22 protein-coding genes and 2 riboswitches are annotated in these 21,310 nt (G+C 46.0%); of the genes, 9 read left to right on the forward strand and 13 right to left on the reverse strand.

Going from position 1 to position 21,310, the window contains the following annotated elements:
* The first annotated feature begins 48 nt into the window (after positions 1 to 48).
* Positions 49 to 648 carry a short chain dehydrogenase gene (locus AB1K91_RS04260; RefSeq protein WP_413088418.1) on the forward strand — a complete coding sequence of 200 codons (600 nt, stop codon included), beginning with the start codon at positions 49 to 51 and terminating at the stop codon, positions 646 to 648.
* A 216-nt stretch (positions 649 to 864) separates the two neighbouring features.
* On the opposite strand, the gene AB1K91_RS04265 is transcribed toward AB1K91_RS04260, so the two are convergent.
* The 10 genes from AB1K91_RS04265 to AB1K91_RS04310 all read right to left on the reverse strand — a co-directional run bounded on the left by AB1K91_RS04265 (position 865) and on the right by AB1K91_RS04310 (position 10,285).
* On the reverse strand, positions 865 to 1,614 hold the full coding sequence (locus AB1K91_RS04265; protein WP_413088420.1) for an ABC transporter permease: 750 nt from the start codon (positions 1,612 to 1,614) through the stop codon (positions 865 to 867).
* Positions 1,615 to 2,376, reverse strand: a complete 762-nt coding sequence (locus AB1K91_RS04270; protein ID WP_413088422.1) for an ABC transporter ATP-binding protein — start codon at positions 2,374 to 2,376, stop codon at positions 1,615 to 1,617.
* A 174-nt stretch (positions 2,377 to 2,550) separates the two neighbouring features.
* Positions 2,551 to 2,889: a DUF1048 domain-containing protein gene (locus tag AB1K91_RS04275; RefSeq protein ID WP_413088424.1), complete on the reverse strand. Its 339-nt coding sequence runs from the start codon at positions 2,887 to 2,889 to the stop codon at positions 2,551 to 2,553.
* 1 nt (position 2,890) lies between these two features.
* The gene (locus AB1K91_RS04280) at positions 2,891 to 3,223 is read right to left on the reverse strand and encodes a PadR family transcriptional regulator (protein WP_413088426.1); all 333 of its coding nucleotides are present in this window, start codon (positions 3,221 to 3,223) and stop codon (positions 2,891 to 2,893) included.
* A gap of 352 nt (positions 3,224 to 3,575) precedes the next feature.
* Positions 3,576 to 4,577 carry an ABC transporter ATP-binding protein gene (locus AB1K91_RS04285; RefSeq protein ID WP_413088428.1) on the reverse strand — a complete coding sequence of 334 codons (1,002 nt, stop codon included), beginning with the start codon at positions 4,575 to 4,577 and terminating at the stop codon, positions 3,576 to 3,578.
* Positions 4,574 to 5,590, reverse strand: a complete 1,017-nt coding sequence (locus AB1K91_RS04290) for an ABC transporter ATP-binding protein (protein ID WP_413088430.1) — start codon at positions 5,588 to 5,590, stop codon at positions 4,574 to 4,576. Before AB1K91_RS04290 ends, AB1K91_RS04285 begins: the two co-directional genes overlap by 4 nt.
* 14 nt (positions 5,591 to 5,604) lie before the next feature.
* Entirely contained in the window at positions 5,605 to 6,453 is an 849-nt protein-coding gene (locus tag AB1K91_RS04295) for an ABC transporter permease (RefSeq protein ID WP_413088432.1), read from the reverse strand.
* Positions 6,454 to 6,474: 21 nt separating this feature from the next.
* Positions 6,475 to 7,419: an ABC transporter permease gene (locus AB1K91_RS04300; RefSeq protein WP_413088434.1), complete on the reverse strand. Its 945-nt coding sequence runs from the start codon at positions 7,417 to 7,419 to the stop codon at positions 6,475 to 6,477.
* Positions 7,420 to 7,489: 70 nt separating this feature from the next.
* Positions 7,490 to 9,076 carry an ABC transporter substrate-binding protein gene (locus AB1K91_RS04305; RefSeq protein ID WP_413088435.1) on the reverse strand — a complete coding sequence of 529 codons (1,587 nt, stop codon included), beginning with the start codon at positions 9,074 to 9,076 and terminating at the stop codon, positions 7,490 to 7,492.
* Between the two features lie 12 nt (positions 9,077 to 9,088).
* Entirely contained in the window at positions 9,089 to 10,285 is a 1,197-nt protein-coding gene (locus AB1K91_RS04310) for a M20 metallopeptidase family protein (protein WP_413088437.1), read from the reverse strand.
* 109 nt (positions 10,286 to 10,394) lie between these two features.
* Positions 10,395 to 10,498, reverse strand: a riboswitch (SAM riboswitch).
* A 185-nt stretch (positions 10,499 to 10,683) separates the two neighbouring features.
* Positions 10,684 to 10,787: riboswitch (SAM riboswitch) on the forward strand.
* A 79-nt stretch (positions 10,788 to 10,866) separates the two neighbouring features.
* On the opposite strand from AB1K91_RS04310, the gene AB1K91_RS04315 reads away from it, so the two are divergent.
* From AB1K91_RS04315 to AB1K91_RS04325, 3 genes are read left to right on the forward strand one after another with little or no spacing between them, the layout of a single operon-like run.
* Complete coding sequence (locus tag AB1K91_RS04315) at positions 10,867 to 11,967, forward strand: methionine biosynthesis PLP-dependent protein (RefSeq protein WP_413088439.1); 1,101 nt, start codon at positions 10,867 to 10,869, stop codon at positions 11,965 to 11,967.
* Between the two features lie 11 nt (positions 11,968 to 11,978).
* Positions 11,979 to 13,151: an aminotransferase class I/II-fold pyridoxal phosphate-dependent enzyme gene (locus AB1K91_RS04320; protein ID WP_413088441.1), complete on the forward strand. Its 1,173-nt coding sequence runs from the start codon at positions 11,979 to 11,981 to the stop codon at positions 13,149 to 13,151.
* A 16-nt stretch (positions 13,152 to 13,167) separates the two neighbouring features.
* The gene (locus AB1K91_RS04325; protein WP_413088443.1) at positions 13,168 to 14,274 is read left to right on the forward strand and encodes a 5-methyltetrahydropteroyltriglutamate--homocysteine S-methyltransferase; all 1,107 of its coding nucleotides are present in this window, start codon (positions 13,168 to 13,170) and stop codon (positions 14,272 to 14,274) included.
* 31 nt (positions 14,275 to 14,305) lie between these two features.
* On the opposite strand, the gene AB1K91_RS04330 is transcribed toward AB1K91_RS04325, so the two are convergent.
* Entirely contained in the window at positions 14,306 to 14,848 is a 543-nt protein-coding gene (locus AB1K91_RS04330) for a sugar O-acetyltransferase (RefSeq protein ID WP_413088445.1), read from the reverse strand.
* Between the two features lie 135 nt (positions 14,849 to 14,983).
* Here AB1K91_RS04330 and AB1K91_RS04335 point away from each other — a divergent pair, with 135 nt between their 5' ends.
* The 3 genes from AB1K91_RS04335 (at position 14,984) to AB1K91_RS04345 (ending at position 17,804) form a co-directional block, all read left to right on the forward strand.
* On the forward strand, positions 14,984 to 15,844 hold the full coding sequence (locus AB1K91_RS04335; RefSeq protein WP_413088447.1) for a lipoate--protein ligase family protein: 861 nt from the start codon (positions 14,984 to 14,986) through the stop codon (positions 15,842 to 15,844).
* A gap of 12 nt (positions 15,845 to 15,856) precedes the next feature.
* Entirely contained in the window at positions 15,857 to 16,777 is a 921-nt protein-coding gene (gene lipA, locus AB1K91_RS04340; protein ID WP_413088449.1) for a lipoyl synthase, read from the forward strand.
* Positions 16,778 to 16,910: 133 nt separating this feature from the next.
* Positions 16,911 to 17,804, forward strand: a complete 894-nt coding sequence (locus tag AB1K91_RS04345; protein WP_413088451.1) for a DMT family transporter — start codon at positions 16,911 to 16,913, stop codon at positions 17,802 to 17,804.
* A gap of 63 nt (positions 17,805 to 17,867) precedes the next feature.
* Here the strand turns inward: AB1K91_RS04345 and AB1K91_RS04350 are convergent, their stop codons facing one another.
* Together AB1K91_RS04350 and AB1K91_RS04355 are read right to left on the reverse strand one after the other, a co-directional pair.
* Entirely contained in the window at positions 17,868 to 18,782 is a 915-nt protein-coding gene (locus AB1K91_RS04350; protein WP_413088453.1) for a class I SAM-dependent methyltransferase, read from the reverse strand.
* A gap of 223 nt (positions 18,783 to 19,005) precedes the next feature.
* Entirely contained in the window at positions 19,006 to 19,662 is a 657-nt protein-coding gene (locus AB1K91_RS04355; protein ID WP_413088455.1) for a hypothetical protein, read from the reverse strand.
* Positions 19,663 to 19,776: 114 nt separating this feature from the next.
* Here AB1K91_RS04355 and AB1K91_RS04360 point away from each other — a divergent pair, with 114 nt between their 5' ends.
* Together AB1K91_RS04360 and pdxS are read left to right on the forward strand one after the other, a co-directional pair.
* The gene (locus tag AB1K91_RS04360; RefSeq protein WP_413088457.1) at positions 19,777 to 20,313 is read left to right on the forward strand and encodes a hypothetical protein; all 537 of its coding nucleotides are present in this window, start codon (positions 19,777 to 19,779) and stop codon (positions 20,311 to 20,313) included.
* A 97-nt stretch (positions 20,314 to 20,410) separates the two neighbouring features.
* Entirely contained in the window at positions 20,411 to 21,295 is an 885-nt protein-coding gene (pdxS, locus tag AB1K91_RS04365; RefSeq protein WP_413088459.1) for a pyridoxal 5'-phosphate synthase lyase subunit PdxS, read from the forward strand.
* Positions 21,296 to 21,310 lie beyond the last annotated feature (15 nt).

Below are 21,310 nucleotides of genomic sequence, written 5' to 3' on the forward strand. Positions count from 1 at the left end.
CCCGGATTCATTCAATCTATAAGAAACTAATAACTATAGGAGAGAAACATGAAAATAATCGTGATAGGCGCAACAGGAACAATTGGTACGGCAATAGTAAAAAAACTCAGGGAAGAGCATGATGTAATTAGTGTTGGCAGTAAAAGCGGTGATTACCAATTGGACTTAACTTCTCCTGTGGAAATTGAGAAAATGTTTAAGAGAATCGATAATGTAGATGCAGTGGTCAGTGCTACCGGATCAGCTTCATTTGAGAAGTTGGAGAATATGACACCAGAGCTGAATGCTGTTGCAGTTCAAAGCAAGCTGCTAGGTCAGATAAACTTGGTTTTGATTGGACAACATTATTTAAATGAAAACGGCAGTTTTACACTGACAACAGGTGTTATGATGGATGACCCAATCTTACAAGGGTCATCAGCTGCCATGGCAAACGGCGGTGTAGCTGCTTTTATAAAATCAGCAGCAATCGAATTGAAAAAAGGTATTCGAATAAATAGTGTAAGTCCAACTATTGTGGAAGAATCGCTGGCTGTGTATGGAGATTTCTTCAAAGGTTTTAACCCAGTCCCGGTAGACAGAGTTGCCAATGCATACATAAAAAGTGTGGAAGGCGCTCAAACAGGTCAGAATTATCGAATCTATTAATTAAATTCGGTATCTATGCAAATAGGGAAGCAACCTGCAAAAACAGGTTGCTTTTTCCTATTAATAAGGTGTATTTTTGTAATTCTTCCAAAGGACAATTCCGAGGTGCGGATCAATGATCCAGCTGCCGCCAATCATAGCAATCTTGAAGCTTTCCATGACTTCGATGGTTTAAGCAGCTCCAACGGGCATCTGTATCGATAAGACTTGATGTACTTAGCCTAATTGACGTTTAAATGCTTTACTGGCGAAAAGATAAGCGATAAACATGATGCCGATGCACCAAGCAAGTGCGACCCAAATATCGTTGCCAACAGATTCTTCATACAAGAGGGCACGAATTACATTTACGATTGAAGTTACCGGCTGGTTTTCGGCAAATGTCCGGACAAATCCAGGCATGGTTTCGGTTGGGACAAAGGCAGAACTGATAAATGGTAGGAAAATCAGCGGGTACGAATAAGCTGTTGCTCCTTCCATGGACGCGGCTGTCAATCCTGGAATGACAGCCAGCCACGTCAGTGTTAGCGTAAACAGGCCGAGTATCCCAGCAACAGCGAGAAAATGCAGGATATCAGCAGGGGAACGGAAGCCCATCAAGAGCGCAACGAGGATAACCACCGCGCTAGTAAGTGCATTGGAAACCAGTGAGGTCAATACATGAGCCCACAATATAGATGATCGCTTGATAGGCATGGTAGCAAAACGCGCCATCAACCCGCTCTTTACATCCGTAAATAATCGGACGGAAGTGTAAGCAACTCCGGATGCAATAGTCATCAGCAAGATTCCTGGTAATAAATAATTGATGTAATTGTCGGTGCCTGTCTCTATGGCGCCACCGAATACGTAGACGAAAAGCAGTAGCAGCATAACCGGCATTATTGCCACCGTTATAATTGTATCCGGGCTTCGCAAGATATTGCGCATTAAACGATCTAGTAATATCCCTGTTTGGCTCTTCATTTACATCTCCTCCTTTTTACCGATTATGGCGAGGAAGATTTCTTCCAATGTCGGCTGTTTCTCAATGTAATCCACTTTCGGGGGTGGAAACATCCCTTTAAGTTCAATGAGGGTACCAGTCGTGATGATTTTACCGCAATGCAGGATGGCGATACGATCTGCCAGTTTTTCTGCTTCCTCCAAGTACTGGGTTGTCAGGATGATGGTCGTGCCGCTGGAGGCAAGTTCCTTGATGGTATTCCAAACTTCAATTCTAGATTCGGGATCAAGCCCTGTCGTCGGTTCGTCGAGAAAAATCACTTCGGGTGAGCCGATCAGGCTCAAGGCGATATCAAGCCTGCGCTTCATCCCGCCGGAATACTGGCCAGCCCGGCGGTTAGCGGCGTCGGTCAGGTGGAATCTTGAAAGTAGGTTGTCGGCGGCTTGAGCGGGTTTGGAAACTCCACGCAACTTGGCAATCATCATCAGGTTTTCCCGGCCGGTGAGTATGTCGTCTAAAGCTGCAAACTGACCTGTCAGGCTAATATTCTGGCGAACTAAATCCGGTTGACGCTTGATGTCAATCCCGCCAATATCTATTTCGTCACCATCAGGTTTCATTAGCGTCGAGAGGATGTTAACCGTTGTCGTCTTTCCTGCTCCATTTGAGCCCAGCAGTGCGAAAATTTCGCCATGGCGGACCTCAAAAGTCACTTCCTTTAAGACTTCCTTATCCCTGAAGGATTTCTTTAATCCCTTTACTGAAACCGCTACATTGCTCATACGTTTTCCTCCTTTGAACTTATATTAATTACAAGTGACTACTAAGTATGACTTGTATTCTGTATTACTGACTACTGGGTCAAAAATATAACCGAATAGAAGGTGGTGACATATGCACACTCGTTACCAGCTATTCAGTCGGTATTAACTATGAATTTACCAAGGGTATCGCCGTTAGCCGCGACTAATTGTATCGTTCAGTTTTGCGCGATATTTGTCCTTCCAAGTATTCGTGTCCTTTACCAGTTCATCGCAGAATTCGGCTACGTCCTCACCTGTGAGGTCGGTGACTTTCTTGCCTTCCGCTTCACCTTCCTCAAAGAGGTCGAGAATACCGCCGAATATACGGCTGATGTCTTTCCAGTCGGATAGACCACTATAGGCCCACATATATTTTTTGATAGCGTTGTAAGCATTTCGGTACTCACTTGGAAGTGCATTCGCACGCTTCTCCATTGCTTTCCATTCCCGCTTGTCATCCAGATCTCCGATGACTTTTTTAATGATACTCATATTATCTCTCCTTTTGATTTATTTTGAGTTCGTTTATTTTGCTCGAGACGAATTCCCACTTTTCCCAAAAAGACTCGAGCTTTTCTTGACCTGATGCGTTGAGTTTGTAAAACTTCCTTGGCGGTCCCATAGTAGAAGGCTTCTTCTCGATATCCACTAGGTTGTTCTTCTCAAGCCGCATGGTAATCGTATAAACTGTTCCTTCGACTACGTCAGTGAAGCCAAGATCCCGCAGCTGTTGCGTGATTTCATAGCCGTAAGTTTCACCACGGCTGATAATCTCAAGCACACACCCCTCAAGCACCCCTTTCAGCATTTCTGTAATATTCTCCACTTTGCCCCTCCATTTGTATTTATAATTATTTTATTCACTGACATACTATGTAACACATGTATCTTGTGTTACTGATATTTAGTATTACTTATTACTGGTATATAGTAATGCAGAATAGCCTGGCGTGTCAAGAATAGATTTTTTCGTTAGTATACCGTTATTATGAACTTATCGGAGGAGATCTGAATAATTAAATTGATAATGTATAGGTAGTGTTCTGGCCTTACTCTTCGGATGGAGGCATCTCACCCCTTCTTAGTCGTTATCTCTATAAAGACTATAAGAAACCACAAATGAAAAGGCTGTCGAGATTTTCTCGGCAGCCTGAAAAGCGTAGACAGGTTGCTTCCTTCTATAACGTAATCCTCGTTTCCTCTTCCGCACCAACAGGATAAAAGCAAGCAACTTGCTGTCCGGGTACACCGCGCTCTTCTGGAACAGGAATGTTAGACTTACAGAATTCCGTCGCTTTCGGGCAGCGGGTGTGGAACACGCAGCCGGATGGCGGATTGGCAGGGGAAGGCAGTTCGCCTTTCAACACGATGCGTTCCCTTGCTCGTTCTTTGTCGGGATCAGGAAGCGGCACAGCAGATAGCAATGCATTGGTATAAGGATGCTGCGCATGGGTCCGGAATGTTTCGCGATTGGATTTTTCCATCACTTTGCCAAGGTACATGACAGCAACACGGTCAGCAATATGATTGATGACGGATAGGTCATGCGCAATGAAGACATAGGTCAGATCCAATTTCTTTTGCAGATCCTGGAATAGATTGATCACTTGGGCTTGGACGGAGACATCCAGTGCACTGACAGGCTCGTCACAGACAATCAGCTGCGGCTCCAAGGCAATTGCCCGGGCAATACCGATGCGCTGGCGCTGCCCGCCGGAGAACTCATGCGGCAGCCGGTCGTAATGATCATCCGGATTCAAACCGACTAGTTCCATCAGCTCCTTGACGCGTGATTCCAGATTTTTGGTCTTTTTGTATGCCTTTAACGGTGCGGCGATGCTTTCGCTAACTTTCATGCGCGGATTCAGGCTTGTATACGGATCCTGGAAAACCATTTGCATATGGCGGCGCAGCTCGTACAGTTCCTTGGAAGATGCATCAGTATATGGTTTTCCGTCGAAGAGGATATCGCCGGAAGTAGGCTTTTGCAATCCAACGATGCTTCTGGCAAGTGTGCTTTTTCCACAGCCTGACTCTCCTACAATACCTAATGTTTCACCTTTTTTGACAGTCAAATCAATACCATTCAAGGCCTTTACATGTCCTGTTGTCTTCTGTAAGACACCATTCTTGATGGGGAAATGAACATGTAGATCCTTGATTTCCAATAAAGCGGTCATGATAGCAGCACTCCTTTCTGCTCCGCTACAGCTTGTTTTTCTTCATCGAACTGCTGTTTGCTGAGAACACAAGCAGCAAAGTGATCTGTTCCGCATTCTGAGAGCGGAGGATCGATCTGAAGGCAAGCATCTCGCGCGAATGGGCAGCGAGGATGGAAATTACAGCCTGTTGGCGGTTGTATCAGATTCGGCGGATGGCCTTCGATATGCAGCAGACGTTCGGAGCCGGCTGCATCCAGTCTTGGAATCGAGCGCAGCAGCGACCACGTATATGGCATGGCCGTATCATAAAAGATATCTGCTGTACTGCCGGACTCGACGATTTTTCCAGCATACATGACAAGGATCCGATCTGCCAGATTTGCTACGACGCCAAGGTCATGGGTGATCATGATGATGGCTGTACCATACTTCTTTTGGATCTTTTTTAGTAGTTCAATGATCTGGGCCTGGATCGTCACATCCAAAGCTGTTGTCGGTTCATCCGCGATGAGCAGCTTCGGTCTGGCGGCAAGTGCAATGGCAATGAGGACACGCTGGCGCATCCCGCCGGAGAATTGATGCGGATAATTCTGCATCCGGCGTTCCGGATCTGGGATGCCGACATCTGTCAGCAACTCGATTGCTCTTAGACGAGCTTCTTTTTTCGAAAGCTTCTGATGGGTCTGGATTGCTTCCATCAGCTGTCTGCCGATTTTAAAGACAGGATTCAGACTCGACATCGGATCTTGGAAAATCATCGCGATTTCTTTTCCGCGTAAGTTGCGCAGGCGTTTTTTATCCATTGTCAGGATGTTCTCGCCTTCGAAGAGGATTTCTCCTTTAGGGTAGGTTGCTGGCGGTTCGGGGTTCAGTTTTGTCAGGGAATGAGCAAGGACGCTTTTTCCGCTGCCCGATTCGCCGACGATACCGATGGTCTGCCCAGCTTCCAGTCGGAAGGATACACCGTCAACCGCTTTGATGAGGCCGGCTGGCGTATCCAGGTGGACGTGCAGATCATTTACTTCTAGCATTGTGAAACCTCCTATCAGGCAGCTGGTGCTGTTTGTTTTGGTTTGCGTCTCCGCTTTCTCTTGACGCTATGTGGATCGAAGGCATCCCGTAGTCCGTCCCCGAGTATGTTCAGTGACAATACGGTAATGACGATGGCAATACCAGGGAAAATCGAGAACCAGGGAGCAATCGTGATATAAATCTGTGATTCCTGCAGCATATTCCCCCAGGTCGGTGTTGAAGGATTCACCCCGACACCGAGAAAGCTTAGCGCAGCTTCTGCCAGAATGGCTTTGGCAAAGATGAATGTACTTTGCACGATGATGGGGGAGAGTACATTCGGCAATATATATTTGAATAAAATGACGATATCGCTCGTACCTGTCGTCCGGGCTGCTTCGATGTACTGCGCGTTGTTGATTTGCAATACAGCTGAGCGGACGACGCGTGACATGACCGGGAAGAAAGCAATCGTCAGGGCGATGACGATATTCGTGATGCTTCCGCCAAGTGCCGCGACGAGTGCCAATGCCAAAAGCAGGGCTGGAAAAGCGAGAAAGCCGTCCACGATTCGCATCAGGATGAAATCGGTTTTACGGAAATACCCGGATACAAGACCGATCAATGTACCGATGACTGTCGCTATGATAGCCACGATGACACCGACGACTAAAGACACGCGGGCAGCGACGACTACACGTGCGAAAATGTCACGACCGAAATCATCGGTACCGAACCAATGGGTGCCAGACGGTACAAGCAGTCGCTGGTTCGCATCCATCGCCGTAGGGGAGACCGGCAGCCACCAAGTGGCAGTGATGGTCGCTAAGGCAACCAACAAGAAAATCGTCAGGGCAATCATGTTCCGTTTCTTGGACATCATTGTTTAGGTACCTCCTTTGACTTAGTCATAGCGGATCCTCGGATCAAGGAATGCATACAAGAGATCGACGACAAGGTTGACTAAGACATAGATAGCAGCGATGAACAGCACAACGCCTTGAATCACTGGATAATCCCGCCGGTGAATCGAGTCGATCAAAAGCTGTCCGATTCCAGGAATCGTGAATAGCGTTTCGATGATGACCGTTCCGCCGAGCAGCCCTGCCACAGTGGCGCCTAGTACAGTCGTTGTCGGAATGAGCGCATTGGCAAAAACATGCTTCATCAATACATCGCGTTCACGGACACCTTTTGCCCGTGCCGTTTTTGTGTAATCCTGGTTCACGGAATCGAGCATGCTGTCCCGGAGCATCCGGGCGATGATGCCGATTTCGACAAGTGCCAGCACAAAAGCAGGCAGAAGCAAGTGATAAAGCCAGGCTCCAAAACCTTCGGTAAGCGGCATATAACCGGCAACCGGGAATATTGGGAATGTCACACCAAACGCCAGCACGAGCAAGATGGCGAGCCAGAATTCCGGAACCGACACACCGAGCAGGGAAGCGTTTGTGAATAGAGGGTCAAGGATCGTTTTGCGCAAAGATACAATCAAGATGGCAATCGGAATCGAGATGATCAAAATAAAAAGCAAGGACAAGACCATCAAACTGAAAGTCGGACCAAAATTGGCAAAAATCAGTTCCGTGACTGGCTGGGCTGAATAAACACTAGTACCGAGGTCACCAGTGATGACTTGTTTTAACCAGTCGAAGAATTGACTATATAGCGGCTCATTCAAACCAAGCTGTTCTTCCAGCTGGGCAATGGCTTCGGGTGATGCATCTTCACCAAGGATGATGAAGGCTGGATTCCCAGGTGTCAGGTGAACGAGCAGGAATACGATGATACTGACCACGAGCATGACAGGTATGACAGACAGCAGCCTGCGGATCGTATAATTAAGCATAAGCGTCACTCCTTTATATAAAAAATGGAAGAAAATCGCCAGCGGTAACGCAGGCGATTTTCTCGGGGCATTACTGTGATTTCCACGTATTCCAAAAGCGCGGACCATACCAGTCTTCATAATCCTGCAGCTTGGAAGTACGTGCATCCAACGTGGAAAGATTGCTTACTTTTTCGAATGGAAGCTCATCATAGATTGTCTTGTTCAGCTCAGCAAGGATCTCTTTTTGAGCAGATTCATCGTCTGCTTCACCCCACTGTGCGACAAGCTCCTGCCAGCGTTCGCTGTTGTACCAGCCGCTGCTGTTGGAATCCTGGCTCACCATTCCGGCTTGGTTTGGTGAGAAGAACGGAGACCATCCGACAACGACCATATCCCAGTTAGACCCATCGCTCCATTTTTCCAAATAAGTTGCCCATTCATAAGACTCAAGCTCGACATTGAAGCCTACTGCTTCCAGCTGCTGTTCTGCAATTTCAGCGATTTTTTTATACTCTGCATGGTCATTCGAGAAGATGATCTTCACTGGCTGACCCTCATAAGAGCTGTCTTCCAATAGCTTTTTCGCCTCATCCTGATCATAAGCTTCGAAGTCATCGATGTTCTGATCTGAGTAAAGAGCTGTTTGATCCGGTGTGAACAAGGCACCATCCAGATTATAGAACTCACTGTTGCCATAGGTAGCCTTGGCAATCGCTTCTTTATCAAGAGCTGCGTGAAGTGCTTCCCTTACTTTGATATCGTCAAATGGTGCTTCGGATTTATCTGGTGTGATGACGGAATAGCCATTGCTTGAGATAGCTGGTTCGACATTTTGTGTCGCATCGACAACATCATACAAATCCAGAGGAATGGACTGGACATAATCGTATAGATCTGTCTTCAAACCATTGAGCATCACTTGCGGGTCTTTTACGATCTTGAAATGGATCGTATCCAGGTAAGCTGTCTTTTTACCTGTCAGACCGCCCCAATCTTCTTCTTCGCGTGATTGATAATCTTCAAATTTGGAAAGGACGATTTCATTTCCGCGCTTCCAAGAATCGAATTTGAATGGACCTGTACCGATCAGCTGCTCATTTGTCAGCGGCTGTTCACCGGCAGCTTCTGCAATGTCAGCTGGAATGATGACAGCTGATGCTTTCGGAGCAGCCAAATCCGTAAGCAATGCAGTATACGGATCATTCAGCGTAATGACCAATGTCAGGTCATCTTCTGCTTCGACAGAATCTACATGTGTCGCTGTGATCTTACCAACGGATGAGACTTTCAGCCAGCGTTCGATCGAGGCTTTGGCATCCTTGGCAGTTACGCCCTGATTATTGTGGAATTTAAGTCCGTCACGAAGGGTGATCGTGTATGTTTTCTTATCCTCACTGACGGTGTAGTCGTCAGCTAGTAAAGGACGTGCCTGATAATCCTTATCCAATGCGAACAAACCTTCATAGATATGCCAGCCGATTTTTCTCGCAGCGCTTTCGCCGGAATACATCCAGTCAAGCGTGTCAGGATCTGCTGTCATCGCAACGTTCAAATCGCCGCCTTCCACAGGTTCGCCGCCGCTTGCACCGGAACCGCTGCTGGAATTGCTGGAGCACCCGAACAGGGCGATGGTGGCCGCTAAGCCGAATAGTATAAGTGCGAGTTTCTTTTTCAAGACATTTCCCCCTTAGCTTCCCAATAACGAGAATACGATTTTCGTGAATGCTTTCTCGGTGATGAGCAGTGCTCGCTCATCGATGTCGAACTTCGGATGATGATGCGGATAGTGTGTGGCGGTATCTTCATTGCGGGAGCCGACTTTGAAAAAGCTGCCGGGTTTTTCCTGCAGGTAATAAGCGAAATCCTCTGCGCCCATCCCGGTTTCAAGGTCAATTATTTGTTCTTCGCCGAATTGTTCAGAGAACAGCCGCTGCAATAAAGCAGTTTCTTCTGGATGGTTATAAAGTGCAGGATAGCCATGCAAATAATCAATGGAATAAGTGGCACCGAATCCGCTCGTAATCCCGGAAATGATTGCTTCTATCTGCTGCCTGACCTGCTTGCGGATGTCAGCATTGAATGTCCGGACTGTGCCTTCCAGTTTTGCGGTATCCGGAATGACATTGAATGCATTCCCTGACTGGAAGACACCGAGTGTCAGCACTGCAGATTCCAGCGGGCTGACTCTGCGGCTGACAATCTTCTGCAAGGCGCTTACGATATCACTGCCGATGACGATTGGATCGACTGTCTCCTGAGGAGCTGCGCCATGACCGCCTTTTCCTTGGATGGTGATCGCGAATTTATCCACAGCAGCCATTTTGAATCCTTCGCCGACACCGATCTTCCCGACAGGGGCAGCAGAGTTAAGATGAGCGCCATAGACATAGTCGACACCGTCAAGTGCACCGTCTTCTATCATTGCCTTGGCACCGCCAGGCGGGACTTCTTCAGCTGGCTGGAAAAGGAAGACAACTTTGCCTTTCAGGCTGTCCTTATGTTTGATCAATGCTTTGGCAGTCCCAAGCAAAGCAGCAGTATGACCGTCGTGTCCGCAAGCGTGCATCACGCCAGGCGTCTTGGATCGATACGCTGTTTCTTTCTCATCCTCTATCGGCAGGGCATCGAAATCGGCTCTGAGGGCAATTGTCGGTCCTGCTTCTTTTCCTGATAGTACGGCGACAATTCCATGACCGCCGATATTCGTTTGGATATCCTCATAGCCGAAGCTGCGCAGTTTATCCGCGATGAAACGGGCAGTCTCTGTCTCCTGAAAACTCAATTCGGGATGCTGATGCAGATAACGTCTCCATTCGACAACTTCCGGGAAATCACTTTCTAAATACGTATGTACTTCGGCTAGTGCCTGCTTGATGGTTTCCATCTATTACCCTCCTGTAATAATCTTGATATATCCAATGAATTTAATCGGATTTATTCTTAAAAAAAGACCCTTCTTCCGTCAGAAGAGGGCCCATTTTAAGCTTCCGCTCTTCTTATCTTCAGTGTCAAACACCTGGAATTAGCACAGTACTGCGGTCTGCAGCCTGTTGCTTTGGTTTCGTAGGGCCATTCCCTCCACCAATCTGGATAAGAAATATCAGTTGTAAAGAAAAGGATAGACCGAAAACTTCTGGGTGTCAATCCTATTTTCTGACTTTGATATGTGGTCCAGCTAAGAAATTCAATAGAAATTTTATATTTGATGGAAAATTTCAAAAAAATATTGACTGAATTTTCTTGTATGTTAACATGACTATATATTAAAAAATAAATAGTACTTTCTTATCAAGAGAGGCGGAGGGAATTGGCCCTATGATGTCTCAGCAACCAGTCTGTCATGACACGGTGCTAAATCCAAAAGGTATCCGCCTTAAAGATAAGAAGCTGATTCGGTTATCACTGAACCTTCTTCCTTTTTGGGGAGAAGGTTCTTTTTTTTTCAAGAGAAGGGTGAGAAACAATATGGGAAGTAGCTTGGAGACAACATTTGTACAGTTAGGAAATCGAAGTGATGGAGTGACAGGCGCGGTTAATCCTCCGGTTTATCTTTCCACTGCTTATGCGCATGGCGGAATCGGGCAATCAACCGGTTATGATTATTCCCGGACGAAGAACCCGACCAGGTCTGTTCTGGAAGATGGGTTCGCTGAGCTTGAAAAAGGAGATAGGGCTTTTGCCTGCAGTTCGGGTATGGCAGCCATTCAACTCGTACTATCACTTTTCCGATCTGGCGACTCATTGCTTGTACCGGAGGACATCTATGGAGGCACCTATCGACTGTTCGACTTCTATTCCAATTCATTCGGAGTGACTGCGATTTACGCTCCATTTCGAACAGTGGAAGACACAGCAGCGTTGATTACGGATAAGACAAAAGCGATTTTCCTGGAGACACCGACAAACCCTTTGATGCAGGAAATTGACATTGCAGCGTATGCGAAGTTGGCAAAAGCACACAATCTGTTGTTGATTGTCGACAATACCTTCCTGACGCCATATTTCCAGCAGCCAATTACACAAGGAGCAGATATCGTCATCCATAGTGCAACAAAATATATCGGCGGTCATAACGACGTACTGGCTGGACTCGTCGTGAGTAAAGGCGAAGAGCTATCAGAGCGTCTGTCGGTCCTGCACAACGGTACGGGTGCGGTACTATCCCCGCTTGATGCCTGGCTTCTCATCCGCGGCTTGAAGACGTTGCCACTCCGAATGCGGCAGCACCAAGCCAATGCTGAACACATCGCGGCGTATTTAAGAGAGGAGCCGAAGGTGAAGGATGTCCTCTATGCAGGTAAGGGAGGAATGCTTTCCTTTCGGGTCAAGGACAGCAAATGGGTCGATCCGTTCCTTCGCAGCCTGAACATCATTACATTTGCCGAAAGCCTTGGCGGAGTGGAGAGTTTCATCACGTACCCGATGACACAGACCCATGCGGATATCCCTGTTGAAGAAAGAGAGGCGAGGGGAATATGCGACCGGCTGCTTCGTTTCTCTGTCGGGATTGAAGAAGCGCAAGATTTGATCGGTGATTTGCAGCAAGCATTCGAAAGATTGGATTAGGAGGTCATCTTATGGGAGAACAACATTTAGAAACAGCGTGTATCCGTGGTTTACACAAAGAGCAGCCCACAGGCTCCGTGAACGTCCCGATTTATCTGTCGTCCACTTATCACCAGGAAAGCTTCGATGCTTTCGGTCCATTCGATTATAGCCGTTCTGGTAATCCGACACGAGCAGCACTGGAGAAAAAGGCGACAGAACTGGAGGGAGGCACACATGCTTTTGCTTTTTCATCAGGCATGGCAGCAATATCCTCCGCATTCATGCTGCTGTCGGCAGGTGATCATGTGCTGGTGACCGAGGATGTGTATGGCGGTACGTACCGGTTTGTGACAGAGATCCTTCCTAAGTTCCAGATCAGTCATTCCTTTGTGGACTTAACCGATTTGGATGCGGTTGAAGCAGCCATCCTGCCAAACACGAAGGTCATTTATCTGGAATCACCGTCCAATCCTTGCTTGAAGGTGACAGACATCCGCGCCATTGTCCGGATAGCGAAACAAAATGATTGCTTAACTTTCCTGGACAATACATTTTTGACGCCATTGTATCAGCAGCCGCTGGCACTTGGTGTGGATGTGGTCATTCATAGTGCAACCAAGTTCCTTTCGGGACATAGCGATATTATCGCAGGGTTGCTGATTACAAGGGATAGGGATCTTGGAGAACGGCTTGCCTTCATCCAGAATACATTCGGAGCCATCCTTGGAGCCCAGGATAGCTATTTGCTGCTCCAAGGCATCAAGACTTTAGGAACGAGGCTGCGTCAGTCGACGGAGACAGCCCAAAGGATAGCTTCCTTCTTGCTGGAGCATCCGCTTGTGGAAAATGTCTTCTACCCAGGCTTGCCCACTCATGATGGACATGAGATACATACCGGGCAAGCCAGTGGGAATGGAGCAGTTCTATCTTTCGTCCTGCCAAGCAGGGAGCATGCAAGGGTATTCGTTGAACAGCTCCGCATTCCGATTTTCGCTGTCAGTCTCGGCGCGGTGGAGTCCATCCTTTCGTATCCGGCTGCGATGTCGCATGCTGCCATGCCGGAGGCTGAGCGAAAAAAACGCGGTATAACAGACGGGCTGTTGCGTTTATCTGTCGGTTTGGAGCATGCAGAAGATCTCATAGGGGATCTGCAGCAGGCCTTGAAAGCTGCTGAACGATTAACAGAAACAGTAAAAAATTAAATTGGGAGAGATGAACATGACAATAAAAACAAAAACGGCACCATTCAGAGCAGATCACGTAGGGAGCTTGCTTCGTCCGGATGTACTGCACAAAGCAAGACAGCAATTCAAGGAAGGACAAATAAGCAAACTAGAGCTGCGGGAAATCGAAACATCAGAAATCAAAAGAATTGTCGACAAACAGATCGAAGTCGGACTGGAACTAGTGACAGACGGAGAATTCCGGAGAAGATTCTGGCACACGGATTTTCTCGAGCACCTGAACGGAATCACAGGTTATGTTCCAGATACAGGTTATCTTTTCAAAGGGGAAGAAACAGAACGTTATAACATAAAAAATACTGGAAAAGTATCGTTCAATCCGGATCACCCATTCCTTGGGGATTACAAAGTATTTCAAGACATCGTCGCTGGCAGGGCGGTGGCAAAACAGACGATTCCTAGCCCGAATCAGCTTTTCCATACAGATATTCGAGACCATTCGATTTATCCAGATATCGAGGATTTCGCAGCTGACGTCATCCAGGCATATAGAGATGCCATCCAGGCCTTCTACGATGCAGGCGTACGCTATCTGCAGCTGGATGATGTGTATATTGCTACACTATCTTCCCCTGATACAAAATTCGATGGAGAGCACTCCCGGGAATTTTTGATCGATTTGGCACGCCGCGTAATCAATGGTGTATTGGATGGAAAGCCGGAAGACCTTACGGTGACAACGCATCTCTGTCGCGGAAACTACCGCTCCACCTATATGTTCGGAGGCAGCTATGATCTCATTGCCAAAGATTTATTGGCAAAAGAGAAGGTGGATGGATTCTTCCTTGAGTATGATGACGAGCGCTCCGGAACATTCGAACCGCTTCAATATATTCCTAAAGATGGTCCAAGAGTCGTATTGGGTGTGGTCACTTCCAAATTCGGAGAATTGGAAGAGAAGGAAGCAATAATCAACCGAATTAAGGAAGCAACAGAATATGTCTCTCTAGACCAAATCTGTCTCAGCCCGCAATGCGGTTTTGCCTCCACGCATCATGGCAATAAACTGACAGAAGAAGAGCAATGGGAGAAACTGCGCTTTATTGTTGATGTAGCGAAGACGGTTTGGCCGAACGAATGAGAAGAAAGCCGTCATTTTTGACGGCTTTTTTCTATTCTATATTTTTTATATGTTTTGCTGGATTACCAGCCGCAATCGTATTGGCTGGCACATCTTTCGTTACGACGGATCCTGCTGCCACGATGGAGTTATCGCCGATAGTGACACCGGCAAGTATCGTACAGCTTCCGCCTATCCAGACATCATTTCCTATCGTGATAGGAATGGCATAACCTTCTTCTGTCCTGCCTGCTGGCTGGATGGAATGGCCAGCGGTATAAATCCCGACATTAGGTCCGATCATGCAATTATCGCCGATGTCAACCTTTTCCATATCAAGTACGGTGAAATTGAATCCTGCGTAAAAATTCTCACCTACTTCTATATTATATCCGAGGTCACAGTGAAAGTTATGCTCAATAAAAAGCTTCCGCCCGCATTTGCCAAGCAGCTCCCGTAACAACTTTTCTTTCTTGTCCTCTTCATCCGGCGGACAATTATTAAATGAAAAGGTTAGCTTAGCAGCACGATGTGTATCTTGTTTGAGCTCTGATGTACCTCTTTTATATATGACTTTTTCTTTGTTATCCATCATACATCACCGACTTTTGCATTTTTTTTCATTCTACCATATATCAATTATTACCTTTTGGTAAAAAGAGTAATATTTCCTAGTATAATAGTAGGTTTTTCAGAAAGCGGTTGCGTCTCCAGAGACAAGAAGTCTAGAATGAAATTGTTAAGATTATTTGAACTTTTCGAAAGAGAAGGTGACAGCGTGCGGAATTGGGTTTTCTGGGACGACGGTGATCATACCCCAGCCTTTAACATGGCGGCGGATGAGATGCTGATGCAATGGCACCGTGAGGGACGGATCGGCCCTGTGTTACGTTTCTATGGCTGGAATCCTGGCGGTTTTTCCGTCGGTTATTTCCAAAAGACAAAGAAGCGATTCAATCTGGAAGAAATCGAGAAGCGAGGCTTCGAGCTGGTGCGTCGGCCAACTGGCGGCCAGGCAGTGCTCCATCATCAGGAGCTTACTTACAGCATCATTGTACAAGAGGATTATCCAGGAATACCGTCAAGCGTCAAAGAGGCGTATAAGGTCTTGTCAGAGGGACTGCTGATCGGTTTTGACAATCTGGGGATCCAAGCGGATTTCGCCATACCTGCTGACTCGAAGCCCAAGGGTACTGCCAATTGCTTTGAGGAGGCTTCTTGGTATGAAATCAATGTGGATGGAAAGAAAGCAGCTGGAAGTGCACAAACGAGACAAAAAGGGATCGTACTTCAGCACGGATCGATTCCGGTTTGGCTGAATCAAGAGGATTTGCTGGAATTATTCCTCTATCCAAGTGATCGTGTAAAAGAACGTGCTTACAAAAGCTTCAGCAACAAAGCTGCCAGTCTGCAGGAATTCATCCCTCCGCAGACAACGATGGAGGATATACGGGCTGCTTTTTATGATGGTTTCCAAAAAGGACTTGGGGTGACATTTGAAAGACTTGAACTGGATAATGAGCAACTAGCAGCAATCGAACAACTAGCCAAAGAGAAATACCAAGATCATGAATTCTTATACGCTCGTTAAGGAGGAACGGAAATGGTAAAGAAAACGATGGCACAACGACGGGAAGGGATGCTCCGCAAGCCGGAGTGGCTGAAGATCGATTTCAACACGAATGAAGATTATATGGATTTGAAGAAAATGATGCGGGAAATGAATCTACATACGGTTTGTGAAGAAGCAAAGTGCCCAAATATCTATGAATGCTGGTCAGTACGGAAAACAGCAACATTCATGATACTTGGTTCCATTTGCACAAGGGGCTGCCGCTTCTGTGCGGTAACGTCCGGTAAACCCACAGAGCTGGATTGGGCTGAGCCGGAACGTGTCGCTGATTCTGTTGCTAAAATGGGACTGCGCCATGCAGTCGTAACTGCGGTAGCCCGGGATGATTTGGAGGATGGCGGATCTGCTGTTTTCGCTGAAACAGTCCGTGCCATTCACCGCCGGATGCCGAATACGACAGTCGAAGTACTGCCGTCTGATATGAAAGGTACATATGAAAGCATCAAGACGCTCATGGATGCCAAACCTGATATCTTCAACCACAACATTGAAACGGTACGGCGATTGACACCTTCTGTCCGTCATCGAGCAACCTATGATCGCTCGCTTGAATTACTTGATCGTGTCAAAACCATTTCTCCAGATACACCGACAAAATCGAGCATCATGCTAGGTTTAGGAGAGACGAAAGAAGAAATTCTGCAAGCAATGGACGATTTGCTGGCACATCGAGTAGACATCATGACGATCGGGCAATATTTGCAGCCATCATTCAAACACTTGAAAGTACAAAAATACTACCATCCGGATGAATTCGCAGAGTTAAAGGAAATCGCTTTGCAAAAAGGTTTCCGTCACTGCGAATCAGGCCCGATGGTCCGCTCCTCCTATCATGCGGATGAACAAGTGAATCCAGAAGCAAGACAGCGCCAGTTTGGCGGCTGCTCTTAAGCTGAAAGAGGTCATGCTGATCAGGCATGACCTTTTTAATTAAATTAGAATTTTATCAAGACAACTTGATAGCCGAGGGTCTAAATTATAATCATTATACAATTTCCATATTCCAGAGAAGGAGGCAGCTTTGTTGAAACAAAATCAAACCGCTGTTTTATTACTTATATCCATCATTGCCATATCTTTCGCAGCTATCTTCGTCAAGTGGTCTGATGCTCCAGCTACGATTCTCAGTATGAACCGGATGTATCTGGCTTGTCTGCTGCTGGCTCCGATTGTGTGGATGAACAGAAAGGAGTTCAAAAAAATCGGCAGACGAGAAGCGCTCGCCTTCGTATTGTCAGGTGCCTGTTTGGCAGCGCATTTTGCTCTATGGTTCAGCTCTTTGAAACTGACGACTGTAGCAAGCTCGACGATCATCCTCTCGCTCCAGCCGATAGTCGCGATGATAGGCGGATTCCTGCTTTATAAAGAGAGGGCTTCCAGGGCTGTCGTCATTACGATCGGCATTTCCATTATCGGTGTGGTCATGGTCGGATGGGGAGACTTTGGGCTGGATGATTCCTCTGTTCTAATCGGAGACCTTTTATCTTTTCTGTGTGTCATCGCTGTTGTCGGTTATCTGCTGATCGGTCAAAACAATGTCAAGAAAGTATCACATTGGGTATACAGCTTCTGTGTCTTCCTGTCCGCGGGTGTATGGCTTAACATTTATAACTTGGCAGCTGGGATACCGATTGGCGGGTATGGATTTGGTGAATGGAAGATTTTTCTCCTGCTGGCTATCTTCCCTACCCTGGCACACGTCATATTCAATATGCTCTTGAACTATGTCAATACGACCACAATTTCAATGAGTGTATTGGGAGAGCCGGTCGGCGCGACCTTGCTTGCAGTCTGGTTGCTAGGGGAAAAGATAATGCCGCTGCAAATAGTCGGGGGTGCGATTGCATTGCTCGGGGTGCTTATGTTTTTGATTCGGCAAAGTAGTGAGTATCGTTTGCCGGAAACAGATGGCAGATAGAAGATTTAGTTAAGAAAATCAGAGGAACATCGATGGATGTGTTCCTCTGATTCCATAAGACTATTATTTTTTCACGGCATGAACATAATGGATTGTTTCAAAAGCAGTGAGATAATCCTTCCTATCTGCAAAATAAAGTTCGTTGATCCTAGCAGGCGAGAGATGCTCATAAATCAGAAGATCTGCATCGCCTAGCATACTCTCCATCTCTTTATAGGAGTAACAAGCTTTCATCGGCTCCCCGCTAGCCGCAGCCATCTTAACCATGTTCTGGACTCTGTTGGATAACCCCGTTTCTGTAAAAAGGTTTTCATCAGCATAATCCAAGACAATGGAACTTCCAGTTGGAACAATGGTAAATAACTGCTTTATTAAATCAGAGAGTTCCTCTTTCGTCAGATAATAAGATACACCTAGTAGACTGAAGAAGGTCTTGTCGTATCCAAAACCTTCATCATAAAGATTTTGAACAGAAAATGCTTTGCTGAAATCCATAGGGACAAAGTGAAGATTATCTTGGGTCTCAAGGCCGGCTTTTTTCAGTTTCGAACTTTTGAAAGTTTGTGTGGCAGGGTGATCAACCTCGAAGATAGCAAGGCTATTTCTTAATTCTGGATGGCGGAAATGAAAGGTATCCAAGCCAGCTCCTAATATGACATATTGTGTTGCTCCTAAGGTAATTTCATTAAGTAAAACACTCTCGCAATATGCAGCTCGAGCCAAAGGTGTGGGGGAGAGTTGAGTCTGGATGACCCATTTAAGAATACATTCTTCATTGTGATCAAGTTTTGCTGAAATATCCTCATTGAAAAATTGAATGTTGCGTACCATGTTTGTGCTGATGTCTTGAAACTCTTGCGCTGTAAGCAACTGCTTTGCAACAAAGTCATCGAAGATTTTCGGATTATCATACTGGCTGTGATAAGCGCGGCTAAAAGCAGCTATTAAAGAAGTTAAACTTGACTGATCTTTTTTCAAACAGACGCACTCCCTTAAACGAAAATAGGATTCTCCTGGCCAGGAGAATCCTATTATATATGCTATGTTTAATTGTGTAAATTATAGCATAAATAGATTTTTTTGTCAACTGAAATGTGTGTGTGCTGCTTACTCTTCGAAGCGGAACTGGCTTAAGTTATGAGAAGGCGAGCTTTCATTCGACACTTTTTTTAATAAAAAAGAGATTACTGAACGTTGTTTTTTATGTTGCCATATTTGTTACTAATCCCCGGTCTGTGTGAATTAAAACAGGGGAGGAGATGGAGGTTTTGTGAGAGAAAATCCATCTCCTGTTTAAAGGACCGAGTAATATGAAAGCACCATCTTCATATTCCCCCATGAAGGTAATTGAGGAAAGGGAAATGTCCCTCTCATCTCGAACAGGTATTCCAATTTCCTTCATTTTGTCGGCATACTCTATAATTCGATCTGTTGAGAGATTGATTTCACTAATTGATAGAACGTGACTTGGAGAAAAATCAGGATCAGAACTTGAAGGTGATGTTTCCGTTCTTGCGATGTATTCGACGATATTTCCTGCTGGATCTTCAAAATAACAGGCATATGCCTGTGTTCTTGTGTTGAAATGTATTTCATCTTGGCTATCTTCTGTAAGAAGTGTAACGCGCGAGACTAACCAAAGTTTTGCCTTTTGGAACATATTGGATGGTGTATTGAATGCGAAATGATAGTAATGGGAATCATCCTCGCTTTTGTGTAAGACCAGCTGACTTGCTCCTATTTGGAATACGGCTGAATTTGCATTCTCATCAATACAAGTAAAACTTAAAGTATCCTTGTAGAATTCAACGGTTTCTTTGAATGGGTTGATATGCAACTCTATTTTTTTTATTTTCAATAGTATCCTCCTTATGGAAACAATGGTTATAATTCCAATATACAAGTCAGTGAGAATGATATCTATCTTTTTGCTATATAAGTAAGATAGGTAGTCTGAAGAAGGAAGGAACAAATGAAAATAAGGATTGAAAAACAACATTGGCTAACCAATGAATCAGAAGACATATGTTCACACGGGGAAATTCGTCTGGAAGTTGGCGATACGATAATTACCAAAGCAGGCGCAAATGAAGAGTGGGGTATCAGCGAGTCGGCACTGGCTTTACTGCGAACTTTGGACGCTGATTATAAATGTAATCCAGAGCATGAGGAGGGATTGATTCTGCATGGATGCGGATCAATTTTGATGACGGGCTGCCCGATTTCTATTCATTGGTCAGTGCAGTACGATGGCGAGGAGGTTGGGTTATCAGATTTTGTTAAGTTTACTAGCTCTAGTAATACAGAAGGAAAGATAGTATATCCGCATTTGAGTCTTACTTTACCTAAAAGTATTTATAAACATGAGATTTTGCAATTTGCATTACAAGCAAAGGCATTCTTTGATCAATCTAAATCAAAGAAGTTTGAGGATGAATTCGATCAAGAGATGTACGCGGATTTTTGGAATGAATATAATCTGCTCTTAACGAGGCACGCAAGGGATTAACTTGTTATACTATCTTCTTGCGTGTTATACCCCGATAGTATGTACAATACTCCTATCAAACTTTTCAGATAATGAAAGAGAAACAGGAGGAGTCAACATGGCGAAAACAGGTACAGATTTAGTTAAACGGGGTATGGCGGAAATGCAAAAGGGCGGCGTCATCATGGATGTCGTGAATGCAGAGCAGGCGAAGATTGCGGAGGAAGCCGGGGCAGTAGCGGTAATGGCGCTTGAGCGTGTTCCTTCTGATATCCGTGCTGCGGGCGGTGTTGCGCGGATGGCGGATCCGACGATCGTGGAAGAAGTAGTGAATGCTGTTTCCATCCCGGTCATGGCGAAGGCTCGAATCGGACATATTGTCGAAGCGCGGGTACTTGAATCCATGGGCGTCGATTATATCGATGAAAGTGAAGTACTGACGCCAGCAGATGAGCAGTATCACTTGAACAAACGGGAATTCACAGTACCGTTCGTATGCGGAAGCCGTGATCTTGGTGAGGCTGCCCGCCGTATCGGAGAAGGTGCATCCATGCTTCGTACAAAAGGGGAGCCGGGAACAGGTAATATCGTCGAAGCGGTTCGGCATATGCGCATGGTGCAATCCCAAGTACGGAAACTTCTTTCCATGGATTTGGATGAAGTGATGACATTTGCCAAGGAAGTGGGTGCACCATATGAAGTATTGCTTCAAATTCGTGAAGCAGGAAAGCTTCCGGTCGTTAACTTTGCTGCTGGCGGTGTTGCAACACCTGCAGATGCGGCGCTGATGATGCAGCTTGGAGCGGACGGTGTATTTGTTGGTTCCGGTATCTTTAAATCTGATAACCCGGCGAAATTCGCCAAAGCCATCGTGGAAGCAACGACTCATTATCAGGATTACAAGCTGATTGCAGAGCTTTCCAAAGGACTTGGCACACCGATGAAGGGAATCGACATCGCAAGCCTTTCTCCAGAAAATAGAATGCAGGAGCGCGGCTGGTAAAAGAAAGGAGATTTG

Origin of the sequence: Terribacillus jepli, assembly GCF_047228925.1 — a bacterium.
Taxonomy (GTDB): Bacteria; Bacillota; Bacilli; order Bacillales; family Amphibacillaceae; genus Terribacillus.

Excerpts from the sequence above, each read along its gene's own strand:
- AB1K91_RS04360 (WP_413088457.1), top strand. The coding sequence starts at position 19,777 with ATGAAAATAAGGATTGAAAAACAACATTGGCTAACCAATGAATCAGAA.
- AB1K91_RS04310 (WP_413088437.1), bottom strand. The coding sequence starts at position 10,285 with ATGGAAACCATCAAGCAGGCACTAGCCGAAGTACATACGTATTTAGAA.
- AB1K91_RS04330 (WP_413088445.1), bottom strand. The coding sequence starts at position 14,848 with ATGATGGATAACAAAGAAAAAGTCATATATAAAAGAGGTACATCAGAG.
- AB1K91_RS04300 (WP_413088434.1), bottom strand. The coding sequence starts at position 7,419 with ATGCTTAATTATACGATCCGCAGGCTGCTGTCTGTCATACCTGTCATG.
- lipA (WP_413088449.1), top strand. The coding sequence starts at position 15,857 with ATGGTAAAGAAAACGATGGCACAACGACGGGAAGGGATGCTCCGCAAG.
- AB1K91_RS04315 (WP_413088439.1), top strand. The coding sequence starts at position 10,867 with ATGGGAAGTAGCTTGGAGACAACATTTGTACAGTTAGGAAATCGAAGT.
- AB1K91_RS04290 (WP_413088430.1), bottom strand. The coding sequence starts at position 5,590 with ATGCTAGAAGTAAATGATCTGCACGTCCACCTGGATACGCCAGCCGGC.
- AB1K91_RS04325 (WP_413088443.1), top strand. The coding sequence starts at position 13,168 with ATGACAATAAAAACAAAAACGGCACCATTCAGAGCAGATCACGTAGGG.
- AB1K91_RS04275 (WP_413088424.1), bottom strand. The coding sequence starts at position 2,889 with ATGAGTATCATTAAAAAAGTCATCGGAGATCTGGATGACAAGCGGGAA.
- AB1K91_RS04295 (WP_413088432.1), bottom strand. The coding sequence starts at position 6,453 with ATGATGTCCAAGAAACGGAACATGATTGCCCTGACGATTTTCTTGTTG.
- AB1K91_RS04335 (WP_413088447.1), top strand. The coding sequence starts at position 14,984 with ATGAAATTGTTAAGATTATTTGAACTTTTCGAAAGAGAAGGTGACAGC.
- AB1K91_RS04260 (WP_413088418.1), top strand. The coding sequence starts at position 49 with ATGAAAATAATCGTGATAGGCGCAACAGGAACAATTGGTACGGCAATA.
- AB1K91_RS04270 (WP_413088422.1), bottom strand. The coding sequence starts at position 2,376 with ATGAGCAATGTAGCGGTTTCAGTAAAGGGATTAAAGAAATCCTTCAGG.
- AB1K91_RS04285 (WP_413088428.1), bottom strand. The coding sequence starts at position 4,577 with ATGACCGCTTTATTGGAAATCAAGGATCTACATGTTCATTTCCCCATC.
- pdxS (WP_413088459.1), top strand. The coding sequence starts at position 20,411 with ATGGCGAAAACAGGTACAGATTTAGTTAAACGGGGTATGGCGGAAATG.
- AB1K91_RS04320 (WP_413088441.1), top strand. The coding sequence starts at position 11,979 with ATGGGAGAACAACATTTAGAAACAGCGTGTATCCGTGGTTTACACAAA.
- AB1K91_RS04265 (WP_413088420.1), bottom strand. The coding sequence starts at position 1,614 with ATGAAGAGCCAAACAGGGATATTACTAGATCGTTTAATGCGCAATATC.